This is a genomic window from Aeromonas crassostreae (genome assembly GCF_054052445.1).
This window is the reverse complement of sequence record NZ_JBSTYM010000007.1, coordinates 116004-132557: the sequence shown is the minus strand read 5'-3', so window position 1 is coordinate 132557 and position 16554 is coordinate 116004. Positions and strand designations below refer to the sequence as shown.

The following is a 16554-nucleotide window of genomic DNA, read 5'->3' as shown; positions in this document are numbered from 1 at the left end:
GTTATGCAACCCGCTGCCACCCTCGCGCTGGCCCCACGCAAACTCAAAGCCAGCCTGCTGGGTCCCGCCTTCATCGCCGCCATCGGTTATATCGATCCGGGCAACTTCGCCACCAATATCCAAGCCGGATCCACCTTCGGCTACCAGCTGCTGTGGGTGGTGGTCTGGGCCAACCTGATGGCCATGCTGGTCCAGACGCTCTCTGCCAAGCTCGGCATCGTCACCGGCAAGAATCTGGCGCAGCACATCCGCGACCGTCTGCCCAGGCCGGCGGTCTGGGCCTACTGGGTACAGGCGGAGATCATCGCCATGGCCACGGATCTCGCCGAGTTCATCGGCGCCGCCGTGGGCTTCAAGCTGCTGCTCGGGGTCACCCTGCTGGAAGGGGCCTGCATCACGGCCGTGGCGACCTGGGGCATTCTCATGCTGCAGAGCCGGGGTCAGAAGCCGTTGGAGTTCGTGGTGGGCGGCCTGCTGCTGTTCGTGGCGGCGGCCTATATCGTCGAGCTGGTGTTCTCCCGCCCCCATCTGCCAAGCCTGCTGGAGGGCGCCCTCTTCCCCGGCCTGCCCAATAACCAGGCTATCTACCTTGCCGCCGGCATGCTGGGGGCCACAGTGATGCCCCATGTGATCTATCTCCATTCGGCCCTGACCCAGCATGGCGAGGGGCAGGAGCCGATCCGCCAGCGCCTGCATGCCACCCGGGTCGATGTGGCCATCGCCATGACCATCGCCGGCTTCGTCAATCTCGCCATGGTCGCCATGGCGGCGGCCGCCTTCCATGCCTCGGGCCATCATGACGTGGCCGAGCTGGAGTCCGCCTATCAGACGCTCACCCCCTTGCTGGGCCCGGCCGCCGCCACCCTGTTCGGGCTCTCTCTGGTCGCCTCGGGCATCTCCTCAACCGTGGTCGGCACCCTGGCGGGCCAGGTGGTGATGCAGGGATTCGTGCGCTTCACCATCCCCCTCTGGCTGCGGCGGCTCATCACCATGCTCCCGGCCTTCGTGGTGATCGCCATGGGGCTCAACACCACGGAGATCCTGGTGCTGAGCCAGGTGATCCTGAGCTTTGGCATAGCCCTCGCACTGATCCCCCTGCTGATCCTGACCGGCGACGGCGCCCTGATGGGGGAGTATCGCAACCATCCGCTCACCCAGGCGGTGGGGCGCCTCATCGTCGCTCTGGTGATCGGCCTCAATGCCTATCTGCTGGTCTCCCTCCTCTGATCGCCCCTGGCTCATTATCCCGGGTTAATGAGCCAGGGCTCCCTTTGCGCTATGCTGCCCTCCTGTTCTCTCACAGGAGTGCCCCATGCAACATACCCGCGCCAGCTTCGTGCTGGGCCATCATCAGGAGCAGGCCAGCGTGCGCCATTGCCAGGGGGGCGAGCCGACCCTGCTGGTGACCGACCTCACCCCCTTCCACCCCCAGAGCCACCTCTGGCCAGACCAACCCGGGGATGTGGGCACCGTGCGCTGGAACGGCGGCGAGGCGGCCGTGGGCCCCTGCCGCATGGGGGCCATCAGTCCGGCTGGCGAGCTGTTCGTGGACAGGGAGATCCCGGTCAAGCGGGGAGCAGAAGGCTGGGCCTTCGTGGTGGTGCATCCCCTGGCGGGTACCCACCCCCTGCCCGTCGGCACCCAGGTTGAGCTCGAGGTGGACGCCGCCGCCCGCCATGCCTTCAGCCTGGGGCACAGCGCCTGCCATCTGGCGGCTCTGGCCCTCAACCGAGCCCTGATCCCTTACTGGCGCAAGGCGGTGAGCGAGCGCGACGCCCTCGGTCAGCCCGACTTCGATCGCCTCGCCATCCAGGGCTCGCGGGTCGAGCCCCATGGTTCACGGGAGCAGTACCGCATCGGCAAGAGCCTGCGCAAGAAGGGGATCAACGGCGAGCCCCTGCTGGCGGAGCTGGCGCAGATAGAAGATAGGGTCAACCAGCAACTTGCCGACTGGCTGGCGGCGGGCGGCGAGATCCGCCGTTCCTGGGACGGCGAGGCCATCATAGATTCGCGCTACTGGCACTGCACCCTTGAAGGTAAAGAGGTGACCATTCCCTGCGGCGGCACCCATGTCACCCATCTGGCGGCCCTGGGTCGGGTCAGTGTGACCCTTGCCGGCGGCGAAGAGGGGTTCAGCCTGCACACCCGGGCCGAACCCTGACCCCCACGGGCAGAACCTCTGCGACTAACCCAGCCGACGCTGCCAGTGGATCGCGAGCAGGATCAGCGCCACCCCGAGCCATAGGTTCCAGCTGGGGATCTCGGCAAACAGCCAGACCCCCAGCAGCATCACGAACATCAGGCCCGAGTATTCGGTGGCGGCGATGCGGCTCGCCTCCACCTGGCGATAGGCATAGAAGCAACTGGCATGATAGAGCAGCTGCATCAGGCCGCTGCCCCCGATCAGGGCCAGCAGTCGCCAGTCGAGGGGCTGCCAGTGACCGATCGCCAGACCGGCGGTGAGGGGCATCGCCATCAGGTTGGCCCAGAACAGGGCCGCCACCACCGACATGCCCGCCGGCAGCTTGCGTCCCGTGATGTTGAACAGCGCCAGGGTGAAAGCGGTGAGCAGGGCGCCGAGCCCGGCCAGATGAAAGTCCCCGGGATTGAGCACCAGCAACACCCCCAGCAGCCCAAGCCCCCCCAGCAGCCAGATGCGGGAGTGGATCTTCTCCCCCAGCAGCCAGGCCGCCAGCGGCAGCGTCAGCAGAGGCGAGACATAGAAGATGGCATTGGCCGTGGCCAGCGGCAACTGGGTCAGAGCCAGCATCATGCCACCGCCCCCCAGCAGACAGAGATGGCCCCGCAGCAGGTGCCACTTCCAGGCACCCAGCCCCCAGGCCGACCTCGGCACCCTTGCCATCAGCGGCAGCAGCAGTAGCAGGGTGAACAGCTGACGCAGCAACATGTATTGCAGCGGGCTGAAACCGGGGCCGATCAGCTTGACCAGCACGTCGGAGAAGGCCTGGGCCAGGTTCCCCAGGATCAGGGTGATGATGGCGAAGGTTTGCAGGTCGAGGGCGAAGCGCTTGCGGATCAGCTCCATCGCCCCTCCCCGTCCGGACAGAGGACAGCCATGGCTCGGCTTGGCGGCAAGACTTTCGGATCTTGTTCAGCATTCAATGCGAAATTTGCCACTTTAGACTGCCTCTATCGGATATTGGCGGTTAATCATGCAAAGGATACGGACTAACTCCACCCTGGGCATCCGATTTTTTTACTACCTCAAGACATAATAATTTCATTGTTATGCCTAAAAGGCATTAGATGGCCCTGTGCCCGCCCTCAGGGACGCACCATGCCGATATGCAGTATTTCGTCCTCGAGGTAGGCTTCCCCCTCGGGTCGAAAACCGTGGCGGGCGTAAAAATCCTGCAGATGGGCCTGGGCCCCCAGATAAACGGGAGCCTGGGGCCAGAGCAGTGCACACTCGGCGCCTGCCCTCTCCATCAAGCGATGGCCCAGGCCGCCGCCGCGGGCCTCTGGCGCCGTGACCACCCGGCCTATCACCGCAAAGCCCGGCTTCACCAGATCCGGCGCCAGCAGGCGGGCATAGGCGACCAGTTCGCCCTCCTGCCATCCCAGCAGGTGCAGCACCTCGCCGTGTTTGTCCAGCCCGTCCAGATCGAGGAAGGGGCAGCTCTGCTCCACCACGAACACCCGGGAGCGCAGGGCCAGCAGATCATAGAGTTCATGTAACGAGAGGGCATCGAAGCCCTTGAGGGTCCAATCCATAGCTGACTCCTTGGGAAGAAGCCGCCAGCATAGCGCCGCGACCGGCGCCTCGCATTAACCTTGGTTAATCAGGCGACGCGCGGCAGTGGCGCCTTGCCGGGCGTTAACGTCCGGCCAGGCGCTTGCGGATCCGGCTCAGGCTGATGGGGGTGATGCCGAGGTAGGCCGCCACCTGATGGTCGGGCAGGCGGGCATCCAGGTCGGGGAAATGGCTCAAGAAGTGCTGATAGCGAGCCTGGGGCGTGCCGGTGAGCAGCAGCAGCTCCTTCTCCTCCTTGATGCGCAGCTGGACCGCGACCAGATGCTGGTACCAGGCGGGCCAGAGCCGGTGCCCGCGCAGGCTGGCGAGGGGAAACACCAGCAGGTGGCAGGGCTCCAGAGCCTCTACGCTGTAGCGGGCCGGCTGGCCGCTGAGCTGATGGTGGAAGTCGAGAAACTCGTCCCCCTCCCAGTAGAACTCCTTGATGTATTCGCGGCCATCTTCGAGGGCGACCCGGGCCCGCAGCAGACCCCGCTCGACCCGCACCAGCAGATCCGGGTGATCGCCCGCCCGCCACAATGGCGCCCTCGGCGCCAGCGAGAGGGGCCGGGCAAAAGAGAGGAGGCCCTTGGCCTCCTGCTCATCGATGTGGGGATCCCGGCAAAACGGGGGTCGCTCCATCACGCTCATTCAACCACGGCGCTGACGCACCACTTCGAACAGGCAGACGCCGGTCGCCACCGAGACGTTGAGGCTGGATACCGCCCCCGCCATGGGGATGCTCACCAGTTCGTCGCAATGTTCGCGGGTCAGGCGGCGCATCCCCTTGCCCTCGGCGCCCATCACCAGTGCCATGGGGCCGGTCAGTTTGGCCTGATAGAGGTCGTGATCCGCCTCGCCGGCGGTGCCGACGATCCAGACACCCCGCTCCTGCAGCTCGCGCAGGCTGCGGGCCAGGTTGGTGACCTGAATGAGCGGCACCACCTCGGCGGCGCCACAGGCGACCTTGCGCACCACAGGGGTCAGGCCGGTGGCCTTGTCCCGCGGCACTATGACGGCGTGCACCCCGGCCGCATCGGCACTGCGCAGGCAGGCGCCGAGGTTGTGGGGATCCGTCACGCCGTCCAGCACCAGCAGGAAGGGCTGTGCCTCTTGTGAGGCCAGGTTGTCCAGCAGGCTGGCCAGATCGTGCTCGGCCAGCTTGGGGGACTCCTTCACCCGGGCCAATATGCCCTGGTGATTGTTGCCCTCGGCCTTGTCATCGAGCGCCTTGCGGTTGACGCTCTGCACCCGGATACCGAGGGACTCCAGCTCGGCGAGGAGCGGCAGCAGCCGCTCGTCGTCGCGACCCTTCAGGGCCCACACCTCGATGAAACGCTCCGGGGTGCGCTCCAGCTGGGCGCTGACGGCATGGATGCCGTAGATCAATTCAGTACTCATGTTCAAGATCCGTGGTGTCGGGTCGCATGAATGCGCCCCGAAGAAAAATGGCCGTACCGGCAGCCTGACCACCATGATGCTGGCGTCGTCACCGGTCGCTAAATGATGGCGCATCATACCAGAGACACCGGCATCGAGGGAGGAGGAAGCTGCTCGGCCAAACGTCTGTAGCTATCTCGAGCCCTTCAGCGGCACGTGGCGGTAAGCCAACCATGACCTGTTAGCCGCTATGCGGTGCTCGAAACGATGGGTGTCCCAACTTCACTACCTGACATCGTGAAAGCGATAAATCCGCCCATTCTCGTTCACCTCCTCCACCTTTCTCAAAGCCTCCGCTGGCGACAAACCGAACTTTCGGGTTAACACAACGAACAGATGGTAGAACTCGGATTTCAAATCCGCGGCGAAGATCCCCGGATCATCAGATCCCAGACAAATAGACATAGGGACATCACCTTCAATTGCCTCACCCGGCAACCCCATCCAGCGAAAGATATGATGCTCGCTAACATCTCGATACTGGCTGATACGGGTATTGCTGGTCGGAGGGCACTCAATCGCGATGTTTCGGTCTGACATTTTTGCCATCACCGCTTGTTGCAACGAAACTAACGCCTCATCCGGCAAATATTCCAGGGTCACATCAATGTATTCATTTCGCTGCTTTCGCACGTTGTCATCTGTCAACCATTGCTGATACAGCTTCAGCGGCCTTTTCATGCCAGCCACTTTAGCCAACTCTCTAGCGCGCTCGTACTCTTCCAACCAGAGGGATTCGGGCTTTAATGGCCCATCCAGTTCACCCAGCAGACCTTCCGATTCAGCCAACACGCCTCGCAAATCAAACACCTGCTCAAGGGTGGTAATCGAGATCTCGTCTTCCAGCGAAAACACCTTGTGAGCCAAACGAACCGCTTCAATCGCTGCATCACTGGCGTAACGCAGTAGCTGTGGATGATTGCGAAGTTCCCGCCAGATAAATACCAAATCGAGCAATCGTGTCTCTTTGGTCATGGACAGAGACGATGGCAAAGAGCGTTTCCAGATGTTAGGCGTGATGCCAATGGCGGTGCAGTGACCAAGACGGTCGCCATTACGCAACGGCAAAAACCTCAAGGCATCATCAATGGAGCGAATACCACTGATCAGATGCGGGAAGTCCTCGCCAACATGATAGGTAAAATGAGCAATACCGGATTTTGCCAGCACCCGAAACAAGGGGCCAAACAATTCCGGTGGCGCGTGCATCTCATTGGCAGCGGCATCCACACCTCGAATCCAGCGGGTCAAACGTGGCTCATGATTCAGGATCTCCATCAGGATAGCTGCCTGATTTTTTACATCCTTGAACAGCAATGCGTAGGGATAGACTTCATCCTTTTGGGGCTTTTTCTTGATGAAGTGCGGCACCAGCGCTAGCTCGGCACATATACTGTCAGGCTTAATCTGCTCAAGATTATCGAGCACTTGGGTGATATTGAGTGGCTGGGGATGTTCCCAGTCTACGGTCATGTGACCTTTAAGGTATTCCCAATACCCACGCAGAACACTGAAGATCAGTTTTTGCATTTTTTCGGGGTCGCTCTTCGGAGCAAAACGCCCTTCCAGATAACGGATCTGAGAATACACACCCACCCCATGTGCATGTTTGAAACGAGACAAATAAGATTTCTCGGTCTCTTCCCTCAGCTCAGTCATGGTGTATTTCTGGAACTGATCAAACCCGAAAAAATCGTCTCGCTGAACCAGTAAGGTCAGATACTGATTCTGAATTAGCAGGTAAATCCAAAGCAGTCGTTCCAATCCTTCTGGCGCACCATAGCGCCATTTTTCCAACAGCCCGGTTAGCCAGCAAAATTCAGACTCCTGACTGTATTTGTCATCCGTTGGCCAAACCGTCGTAAACCCGTACTCCTGGTCATTATGCAGAATGGTGCTGTCCGCCAACTGCTGCGGGTGCTGCAATGACACCATCCAATCAGGCAACACCATGCCCTGAGCTACCCGGCAAAGAATTTCGCGAATATTACAGGCGATCTGCAAACGATCCCTGAAGATGACAGGCGTCAGGGAGGGATCAATCTGGGCACAGAGTTGTTTCATCTCTTGAACCGCCCAGCCCTTCTCGAAATCTCTGACTGTCACTTCTGGGTGTTTGAGTGCATCCAGCCAACACTCTTCCGCACTGGTACTGCCATTCAGATGTTGATGAGTTTCGTTCAGCCGCTCACGGGTAAGGTAATCCTCAACCGCCGGATGATAGGGATACAAAGGCCAGCGAAAGTTGTAATCCTGACTGGCAGGACCAGGATTAAACACATGATGGCACGCCAGAATCGGCAGACACGACACCCTACTCATCAAGGTTTGCCATTCCGAGAACAAAGCAAGATCGGTTTTGGGGCCATCTTTCTCGTTTTTAACAAATTTTTCAGCAATAAAACGCAAAGCCGCAATTGGGCCAAGTTTCATATTCCGCTGTTTGAGTCGTTGTGCCAAGTATGACCAAGCCGATTTGGCTACATGATCAGGCAAGCTACGCGTCTGCTCGTATTGAGCAAGGAACACGGATGATTCCACCCCGTCATCAAGTGATACCTCATCCAACGAGACGTTACTGAGTCGATGCAACAATTCTGTTGAATTAAGAAGAAACCGTTCCATATCTAATCCTTAAACAGCCGCGAGCATTATTTATCTACATCATCATCTTGCGAAGATATTTTATCTTTCTTTACCGATTTTGAATCATACGGCGCAGCAGCAATACTTGTGACATGCAAGCTCTTACATCCAAGACCTGAAAATGAGGAATCTATGGTTTCCAACTTATCGAAATTAACGTTCTTAATAAACTCTCCACCAATTATTTTATTGAAACTATCAAGAAGTGATTTTTCTTGCAGAAGGAGCGTGCTGTCGGCTGAGTTAATACCACCCAAAGGGAAAAGGAACGGATGTATTAATGGACATTTTATAATAAGACAAAAAATAGGATGAGTTTGCATAAGTCCATCTATCCCGCCTATTGAATCCAGCTTGGCGACAAATTGGCCAACAGATGTAACAGGATTTTGCTTAAATTTAACAGAAATACAGGATAATGAGTTTTTATCAACACGATGATAAGTATCCTCTTCAACAAGCACAGCATGAAGAAATGCTAAAACGTTAAATCGCATAATTTTTGCAGCATTGGTATGTTTTGCATATTTTCCTTGGTGCGCATCGGCATCATCACCAAGCAGTGCCTTATGCTTTTCAGATATAGAGGATAAATTAAAAAACAACCGGGTCCATATTTTACCTATCAGAATAGAGGAAGGCTTAATTTTGGATGACGTTTGACGAACAAGACGATTCCAATCAAGAAGCTCTGTCATTGCACCATTAATTTCACTTTCATTAACAACGTCCAGATCTTCCGCAGCCTCGACTGTGCCTTTATCCATATGTTTAGACCATATAGGTGCAACACAAGTGGGCTTCGCCAAGACTTTGAGTAGTGCCTTATTGAATACTTCCACACCTACATCTGTATTTGAAACATCACCTTCCTCTCCTTGGCTACCCGTATCAATATCTGCCAGATCGGCGATCGCACCAATCAAGTTAAAAATAGACAGGAAATCTGATGGTGCTGGCGTTAATACAGAGCTAAGGGATGCAGCAACAGAAAGCTTAGCCAATCCACTTTCTGAATTTATATTTAATGCTTTGTACACTCCTTTATTACCGCGATTTTTCTTGTTTACTTGTATCATCCCAAGATATACACCAGCTGACTGGGTTGGTAACCCATCGTCAGAGATAACAGCACAACTTCTATTCGCCCAATTGGTAACGCTTTCTCGACGACCAATAGACATATATGACTTAAACTCAGCATCTATACTTGGTCGAGTTTTCTCTACATCACCTCCAAGTCGCTGCTTTACATGCTCAAAGAGACTCACGCTGCCGCATCCAACCAGCATAAGCTGAAGTATTCTTGAAAGACTTCCGCCACACAATGCGCTGACTTGAGAGGATAAATAAACAGAGCAGTTCCGAAGAGCTTCAGAACTTGATTGAGGGCGAAGATAAAACCCAGTATTAACATCCTGATCTTGATGAGAATATCTAAAGATATCATCACACAACGAATCCATCCCAATGCGATGCTGTTCGTAGTTCAACCCCACCCGATATATACTGCTAAGCATGGCACCATATAACGAATCCTTCAGCAGCTTGCTTTCAGATATGTCCGAAGCTTGTAAACGAGAGTAATAATCCTGCATCACTTGCATTAACAATCTAACCGGCTGTTTCAAAAGCTCATCAACATACATATCAAGATCGGAACCAATCCGTATGTTTAGACCGTTCGAAACAATATTCTCCAAAGCACTCCGAACTGAATTAACCTTTTCTCCGCCAGCATCTTTACTATATATAACGCTAATGTTTTCGCAGCCTTTTTCTCGCCCTTTTTCGCCAACCAGTTGCAACATGGTTTTGAGCTGCATTCGTTTCTGCACCGGAAAAAATTTCAACAAGTACTGCTGTTCAAGGTGCTCCACCATATATCCCCGCTCGGCCAGACGGGCGCTCTCTTTCTCTTGGTCGAGCAAGGTTTTACTGTAATTTTCGTATTGCTTACCGCGAATTAACTGGGAATACAGACGCAAATCGCCGGTCGCCACCACCACTAATTTCTGGCTATTAAAAAATCTACGAATGGATTCGAGCACATCCCAACCCGTGTCAAACTGGGTATCGATATCATCGAACGAGATCAGAATCGCTTGGCAGCCGAGAATTTCACACGCATATTTAACCAGTTGCTCAAAGATCTCTGACAAATCCTGGCCACCGATGGAATAATCAAGCTGGGCATCCAGCTTTAAAGCATCACTGAAATATTCTGGCTTGTATTCCTTGTCGGTCAGCAAATGCAAGCCGCGTTTCAGTTGCCCCAGATGATTCTGCCAACGCTCTTTATGCTCTTTATGGTCATTAGATGACCAACTCTCTTTTAACTTATCGGATACCATCCTATTCAAGCGGGCTGTCACCGTGACCAGAATGGGTTCATGACGCGGTAGCTTGGTAGGATCGATAGTCGGCAGACACTTGATGCTCACGCTGGCACCACTTGTGTCACCATTTAGGGATTTGACCACGCTATTGATAAAGGTAGTTTTACCTGCACCACGAGTACCGTCCACAAAGAACACATTACGGCCAGACTCATCAATAACCCTTGTTACATCAGTAGGCTTATCAGCGTCTGCCGGGATAACCGAATCTCGAATGCTCTCAACCAACTGATCACGCAACGCTTTCTGAATCAGATCTCCGTCTTTGGTACTGCCAGGAAGATTAGAGGCGAACAAGTCGATGATGATGTCGTTATTCTTTTGCTTTTCAGTCTGCTTGCTATCAGTCATATCGATATCGATCCAGTCATTTTGTTTTTTTGGCCAGTCTGTGCATCAGAACTGGCGCTTTAAATTTAAACAGCATTGATTGATGCAATGCTCAAGATGAAAAAGGGGACACCCACCTTTCTGAGCGCCGCGTAGCGGCCAATAGAGCGGCAATTGCCCCACCCAGTCGCAGGCAGGCACGGTATTGGCTCCCCCTGCAACTCGCCGAGGCAAGTTGAGTGGATCAGTAGCGCCGTCAGGGATGACGGTGCAGCCGCAGGCGGCACAGGGATGTGCCGTGTGCGGCGAAACGTCCGGCCCTAACACTGAGCCGAGGGTATCCGCACAGCGGGCGACTTACCGGGAGTGGTCGCTCGATTGGTGACTTTTATTTGGCCACGCAAAGAAAAGTCACTCGCCACAGCCCGAAGGGCGGAAGAACTCCCTTCGAGGGCAAGGCCCTCGCATCTTGCATGGCAAAGCCATACCACTCCCCCATCACATGGAACGAGCGATTACGCCTGACGGCTAATCGATCCTACGTTGACACGGTGACACCATACAAGCTCCGATCGACGCATAGCGACCAATAGAGTGGCAATCCCGCAGAAATTGTGCCCCTAGCCATAGCCATAGCCATAGCCATAGCCACAGAGCTTGGCCGATCTCCGCCCAGCCCCTCACCTCGATGACCATAAAAAATCCGAACCCCGGTAACAGGGTTCGGATTTTTTCGTCTCTGGGACTATCAGGATCCAGAGGAGATAACCCTGGGTCATCAGACCCTGACCTCAGCCTGGGTCACTGGACCCAAGCCCCATAGGCAGGGGGACTTACCCCTTCGCCTTCGCCTTGTCACGAGCCTTCTTGCTCGGACGGCGGTTGTTGGGTTTGGCGGCCGTGGTCTTGAGGGGCTTGCCCTCCTGACGACGCTCGTGGCGACGGCTGCTCTTGGCCTTCTCTTTCTTGATCTCGGCCTGCTTGCGCGCCATCTCCTTGGCATTCTTGCCGGTGGCCTTGAGGGGCTCCTCCACCATGGTGAAGTCGATCTTGCGATCGTCCAGGTTCACGGCCATCACCTTGACCCGCACCTTGTCACCGAGGCGATAGCGACGGCGGAAGTTCTCGCCGATCAGCTGCTGGTGCAGGGGATCGAACTGGTAGTAGTCGTTGTCCAGCGAGCTGATGTGGACCAGGCCGTCGATGTGGATCTCCGCCAAACGCACGAAGAAGCCAAAGCCGGTGACGCTGGCGATGACGCCGTCGAACTCGTCACCCACGTGATCCAGCATGTACTCGCACTTGAGCCAGTCCGCCACATCGCGAGTGGCATCATCGGCACGGCGCTCCGTCATGGAGCAGTGCTCGCCCATGGGGTCCACCTCTTCCAGCTGGTAGTGGTAGCCACCGCTTGGGGTCCACTTGTGGCGCTGGGCCGCCTGCTCCTTGGCCGCCTGATACTTGATGGCGCGGTGCAAGATGAGATCCGGATAGCGACGGATCGGCGAGGTGAAGTGGGCGTAGGACTTCAGGGCCAGGCCGAAGTGGCCTATGTTGTCGGCCTGGTAGACCGCCTGGCGCATGGAGCGCAGCAACATGGTGGAGAGCAGCTCGGCATCCGGGCGCCCCTCGAACTTGGCGGCCAGCTCGGCGAAATCCTTCGGCTCGGGCTCGAGGCCCCCCTTGAGCTCCAGACCCAGTTCGGCCAGGAAGTCACGAAAACCGGTCAGACGCTCCTCGCCCGGGCGGTCGTGCACCCGGAACAGGGCGGCGGCCTCGTTCTTCTCGATGTAACGGGCGGCAGCCACGTTCGCCAGTATCATGCACTCTTCGATGATCTTGTGGGCATCGTTGCGCACCAGGGGCACGATGCGATCGATCTTGCGCTGGGCATTGAAGATGAAGCGGGTCTCCTCGCTCTCGAACTCCACGGCGCCGCGCTGATGACGGGCATGCTTGAGGGCCTTGTAGAGGTTGTTCAGCTCCTCGATATGGCCCACCAAAGGGTCATACTGCTGACGCAGCCTGGCATCCCCGTCCAGGATGGCCGCCACCTTGTTGTAGGTCAGGCGGGCATGGGAGTTCATCACGGCTTCGTAGAACTTGTAGCCGGACATGCGGCCACCGGCGGAGATGGTCATCTCGCACACCATGCAGAGGCGGTCTACCTGGGGGTTCAGGGAGCACAGGCCGTTGGAGAGCACCTCCGGCAGCATGGGCACCACGTATTCGGGGAAGTAGACGGAGTTGCCGCGCTGATACGCCTCGGCATCCAGCGCCGTGCCGGGCCGCACATAGGAGGAGACGTCGGCGATGGCCACCCACAGGCGCCAGCCACCGCTCTTCTTGGCCTGGCAGAAGACGGCGTCATCGAAGTCGCGGGCATCTTCCCCGTCGATGGTGACCAGCGGCAGGGAGCGCAGATCGATGCGCCCCTCCTTGGCCTGCTCCGGTACCTGTTCGCCGAGGCCGGCGACCTCCTTGGTCACCTCCTCAGGCCAGGTGTGGGGAATGCCGTGGGTGCGCAGGGCGATCTCGATCTCCATGCCGGGGGCCATGTTCTCGCCCAGCACTTCCAGCACTGTGCCGACCGCGTTGATCCGTGCGGTGGCGCGCTGGGTGACGCGCACCACCACCACCTGGCTCTGACGGGCGCCCTTGTTCTCCCCTTGCGGGATGATGATGTCCTGGCCGATGCGGCTGTCGTCCGGCACCACGAAGCCCATGCCGTTCTCGACGAAGTAGCGGCCGACGATGTCCGCCTCGCGGGCCTTGAGCAGGCGCACGACCCGCGCTTCCTGCCGACCCTTGCGGTCGATCTCGGTCGGTTGCACCAGCACGTAGTCGCCGTGCATCAGCTTCTGCATCTCGCGGTTGTTCAGGAACAGATCCGATCCACCACCTTCCGGGCGCAGGAAACCGAATCCATCTTTGTGGCCGAGCACATAGCCTTTGACCAGATTCAGGCGATCCGGCAGGGCATAACACTGGTTCCTGGTGAACACGAGCTGTCCGTCACGCTCCATGGCGCGCAGACGACGGCGAAGGGCTTCCAGCGGCTCTTCCTCGGTCAGCTTGAGGACGGTGGCCAACTCTTCGCGGGACATGGGTTTTTCATGGCCTCGAATGAGTTCCAGCAGCATCTCGCGGCTGGCGATGGGATTCTCATATTTCTCGGCCTCGCGTTGGAGGAAAGGATCTTGTTGAGACATAAGCAGGCCTTAGAATAAGTAATGACTCGGCTAGTATATCGGAGGGGGGAGCTAATGGCATCCACCCGCTGCCTTTTCCAGCATCTCTCTGTCATACTGGGCGCAATTGCGCGCCCAATAGTACATGGAACCCATGAGCAAGGATTCATTCGCCCAGTCCGCCGCCTACCTGAAACAGGCGGTTCCCCTGATGATCAAGTATCAGATCCCCACCACGCCCGCCAACTATACCCTCTGGTACAGCTATGTGTCGGCCAGCATGCCCGAGCTCAACCAGGCGATCGATCAGGCCATCAAGTTGCAGGGCACCTGCTCGCTCACCACCTGTGAACGGCTATTCCACCAATATCTGGCGGCCCAGAGCGACCAGCAGCTCGAGACCATGAAGCTGAATCTCGCCGCCATGACCAGCGAGCTGGGCCACACCATGCAAGACGCCCTGTCGGACACGGGGGCGTTTCAGGCCATGCTGGATCGCAGCTTCGATCGGCTGAGCCGGATCGACGACGAGGGGCTCAGCCTCGAGGATACCATGGGGATATTACGGGAGCTGGTGCGCGAGTCGCGGGATGTTCGGATGTCGACCATGCACTTTCGCAGCCAGCTGACCAGCGCCGAGAAGGAGATCAAGGTGCTGAAGGAGGCCCTGAACGAGACTCGAAAACTCGCCAACGAGGATGCCCTGACCGGTCTGCTCAACCGCCGCGCCTTCAGCCTGGAGATGGATAGCCTGATCCGCAGCCGTCACCCCTTCTCCCTGATCCTGACCGACATAGATCGCTTCAAGAACTTCAATGACGAATATGGTCATCTGCTCGGCGATCAGGTGCTGCGCGCCTTCAGCAAGCGGCTGCGGGAGTGCTGCAAGGAGGGGGTCACCGCCTACCGACTCGGCGGCGAGGAGTTTGCCCTGCTGCTGCCGGGCCGCAGCCTGGCCCTGAGCCGCCAGGTGGCGGAGAGCCTGCGCCGGGCCATCGAGAAGATGTCGATCCTGGATCGCAAGTCAGGTCGGCGCATCGACCACATCACCTCCTCCTTCGGGGTCGGCGAGCACGATGGCACAGAGGCGGCGGATCCCTTGGTCGAGCGTGTCGACAGGCTGCTCTACAAGGCCAAGGAGCTCGGCCGCAACCGGGTGATGCCCCTCCCCTCCTGACACCAGGATGCCGAGCGGCGACCAGGGTGAGGCGGCTAGCCACGGCAAGCCCTGCTGTTCAGAGCGCACCTCTTTGCAAGACACAGAGTCACCAACAAAAAGAGAAGGCCGGTCATTGACCGGCCTTCTTTGCCTCTGCTGCCCGCGCCTTAGAGGCCGTTGAGCTTCTCTTGCGGCAGCGCCAGCTCGTCGTTGTGGTTCACACCGACCCCGCGGGCCAGGACGTTGCGGGCGATATCCTGGGCCTCATCCAGAGAGTGCATGGCGTAGGTGCCGCACTGATAGAGGTTCAGCTCGGGGATCTGGGATTGATCCTGCACCTTGAGCACGTCTTCCATCGCCGCCAGCCAGGCCTGACCCACCCGGGCCTCGTCCGGTGCGCCGATCAGGCTCATGTAGAAGCCGGTGCGGCAGCCCATGGGGGAGATGTCGATGATCTCCACCCCGTTGCCGTTCAGGTGATCCCGCATGAAGCCGGCAAACAGGTGCTCAAGGGTGTGAATGCCGCGCTCGGAGAGGATCTCCTGATTCGGCACGCAAAAACGCAGATCGAACACGGTAATGGTGTCCTTGCTCGGGGTCTGCATGGTTTTGGCGACACGCACCGCAGGGGCTTCCATACGGGTGTGGTCAACGGTAAAACTGTCCAATAACGGCATTTCTGACTCCTGATTGGGTTACCAGAACCAGCTCCCGCTGGAGAGCTGATCCTTGCATTGTCGATACTGGGCGCCATAGCGCTGGGCGCGGGCCTCCACCTTGCGGGAGACCTTCATCAGCCACCCCTTGCTGCGGTAGCTGCCACGGCGATAGCCGCCCCAGCCTTCGTGATAATTGAGGTACTGGCCGTAGGCATCCCACTTGGAGGTGCCATTGAGCTTCTGGGCCTTGTGAGTGTACCAGCCCATGAAGTCGATGGCGTCGGCGAAGTCGTCCCGGCTGCTCCAACCGTTGCCGGTTTCCCGCTGGTAATCGGCCCAGGTCTCGTCTTTCACCTGGGCATAGCCATAGGCCGAACTGGCACGTCCGGTCGGGATAAACAGGAAGTATCCCATGGGCGGCTGGGCATCGTGCACGAAGGAGGACTCCTGGTACATCATGGCCATCACCACCTGCACCGGTGTCCCCCACCGCGCCGTCATGTCGAGCGCGGCCTCGTGCCACTCGGGTTTTTCGCGAAAGATCTGACAGAGGTTTTCCGGCTGGGCCGGCGGCGAGCTGCTGCAGGCGGCAAGCCCCAGCGAGAGGCCTGCCAGCACGAGGCGCTTGCGCATCAGATGGCGTCTTCGTTCTCTTCGCCGGTCCGGATGCGGATCACCCGCTCCACGTCACACACGAAGATCTTGCCATCGCCTATCTTGCCGGTGCGCGCCGTGTTCTGGATCACCTCGATGCAGGCATCGAGCTCTTCATCCTGGACCACCAGCTCCACCTTCACCTTGGGCAGGAAATCCACCATGTACTCGGCGCCACGATAGAGCTCGGTGTGGCCCTTCTGGCGACCGAAGCCCTTGACCTCGGATACCGTCATGCCGTTGATGCCGATCTCGGCCAGGGCTTCGCGCACATCGTCCAGTTTGAACGGCTTGATGATGGCTTCAATCTTCTTCATGGTGA

Annotated in this window: 13 protein-coding genes; 3 read left to right on the top strand and 10 right to left on the bottom strand. The window is 57.9% G+C overall.

Annotated features, from left to right (window positions below; translation table 11 throughout):
• The first annotated feature begins 3 nt into the window (after nucleotides 1–3).
• Both ACW5W4_RS07840 and ACW5W4_RS07835 read left to right on the top strand, forming a co-directional pair.
• Nucleotides 4–1227: an Nramp family divalent metal transporter gene (locus ACW5W4_RS07840; RefSeq protein ID WP_456688992.1), complete on the top strand. Its 1224-nt coding sequence runs from the start codon at nucleotides 4–6 to the stop codon at nucleotides 1225–1227.
• 85 nt (nucleotides 1228–1312) lie between these two features.
• Nucleotides 1313–2161 (top strand): hypothetical protein, encoded by an 849-nt coding sequence (locus ACW5W4_RS07835; protein WP_456688991.1) that lies wholly within the window; start codon nucleotides 1313–1315, stop codon nucleotides 2159–2161.
• Nucleotides 2162–2185: 24 nt separating this feature from the next.
• Here the strand turns inward: ACW5W4_RS07835 and ACW5W4_RS07830 are convergent, their stop codons facing one another.
• The 7 genes from ACW5W4_RS07830 to rnr form a co-directional block, all read right to left on the bottom strand.
• Entirely contained in the window at nucleotides 2186–3046 is an 861-nt protein-coding gene (locus ACW5W4_RS07830) for a DMT family transporter (protein ID WP_427262106.1), read from the bottom strand.
• Between the two features lie 239 nt (nucleotides 3047–3285).
• Nucleotides 3286–3735, bottom strand: coding sequence for a GNAT family N-acetyltransferase (locus ACW5W4_RS07825; protein ID WP_456688990.1), 450 nt, complete (start codon nucleotides 3733–3735; stop codon nucleotides 3286–3288).
• Between the two features lie 103 nt (nucleotides 3736–3838).
• Complete coding sequence (locus ACW5W4_RS07820; protein WP_456688989.1) at nucleotides 3839–4396, bottom strand: Crp/Fnr family transcriptional regulator; 558 nt, start codon at nucleotides 4394–4396, stop codon at nucleotides 3839–3841.
• A 9-nt stretch (nucleotides 4397–4405) separates the two neighbouring features.
• Nucleotides 4406–5155, bottom strand: coding sequence for a 23S rRNA (guanosine(2251)-2'-O)-methyltransferase RlmB (rlmB, locus tag ACW5W4_RS07815; protein ID WP_408793711.1), 750 nt, complete (start codon nucleotides 5153–5155; stop codon nucleotides 4406–4408).
• A 264-nt stretch (nucleotides 5156–5419) separates the two neighbouring features.
• Nucleotides 5420–7819: a hypothetical protein gene (locus ACW5W4_RS07810; RefSeq protein ID WP_456688988.1), complete on the bottom strand. Its 2400-nt coding sequence runs from the start codon at nucleotides 7817–7819 to the stop codon at nucleotides 5420–5422.
• A gap of 26 nt (nucleotides 7820–7845) precedes the next feature.
• Nucleotides 7846–10590, bottom strand: a complete 2745-nt coding sequence (locus tag ACW5W4_RS07805) for a hypothetical protein (RefSeq protein WP_456688987.1) — start codon at nucleotides 10588–10590, stop codon at nucleotides 7846–7848.
• A gap of 812 nt (nucleotides 10591–11402) precedes the next feature.
• The gene (rnr, locus tag ACW5W4_RS07800; protein WP_456688986.1) at nucleotides 11403–13781 is read right to left on the bottom strand and encodes a ribonuclease R; all 2379 of its coding nucleotides are present in this window, start codon (nucleotides 13779–13781) and stop codon (nucleotides 11403–11405) included.
• A gap of 133 nt (nucleotides 13782–13914) precedes the next feature.
• Between rnr and ACW5W4_RS07795 the strand changes: the two genes are divergently transcribed.
• Complete coding sequence (locus ACW5W4_RS07795; protein WP_427262102.1) at nucleotides 13915–14937, top strand: GGDEF domain-containing protein; 1023 nt, start codon at nucleotides 13915–13917, stop codon at nucleotides 14935–14937.
• A gap of 149 nt (nucleotides 14938–15086) precedes the next feature.
• Here ACW5W4_RS07795 and luxS read toward each other — a convergent pair whose 3' ends face one another.
• From luxS to glnB, 3 genes are read right to left on the bottom strand one after another with little or no spacing between them, the layout of a single operon-like run.
• Nucleotides 15087–15596, bottom strand: coding sequence for an S-ribosylhomocysteine lyase (luxS, locus tag ACW5W4_RS07790; protein ID WP_427262101.1), 510 nt, complete (start codon nucleotides 15594–15596; stop codon nucleotides 15087–15089).
• Between the two features lie 18 nt (nucleotides 15597–15614).
• Entirely contained in the window at nucleotides 15615–16211 is a 597-nt protein-coding gene (locus ACW5W4_RS07785) for a transglycosylase SLT domain-containing protein (protein WP_456688985.1), read from the bottom strand.
• Nucleotides 16211–16549 carry a nitrogen regulatory protein P-II gene (gene glnB, locus ACW5W4_RS07780; protein ID WP_041995101.1) on the bottom strand — a complete coding sequence of 113 codons (339 nt, stop codon included), beginning with the start codon at nucleotides 16547–16549 and terminating at the stop codon, nucleotides 16211–16213. Before glnB ends, ACW5W4_RS07785 begins: the two co-directional genes overlap by 1 nt.
• Nucleotides 16550–16554: the final 5 nt, after the last annotated feature.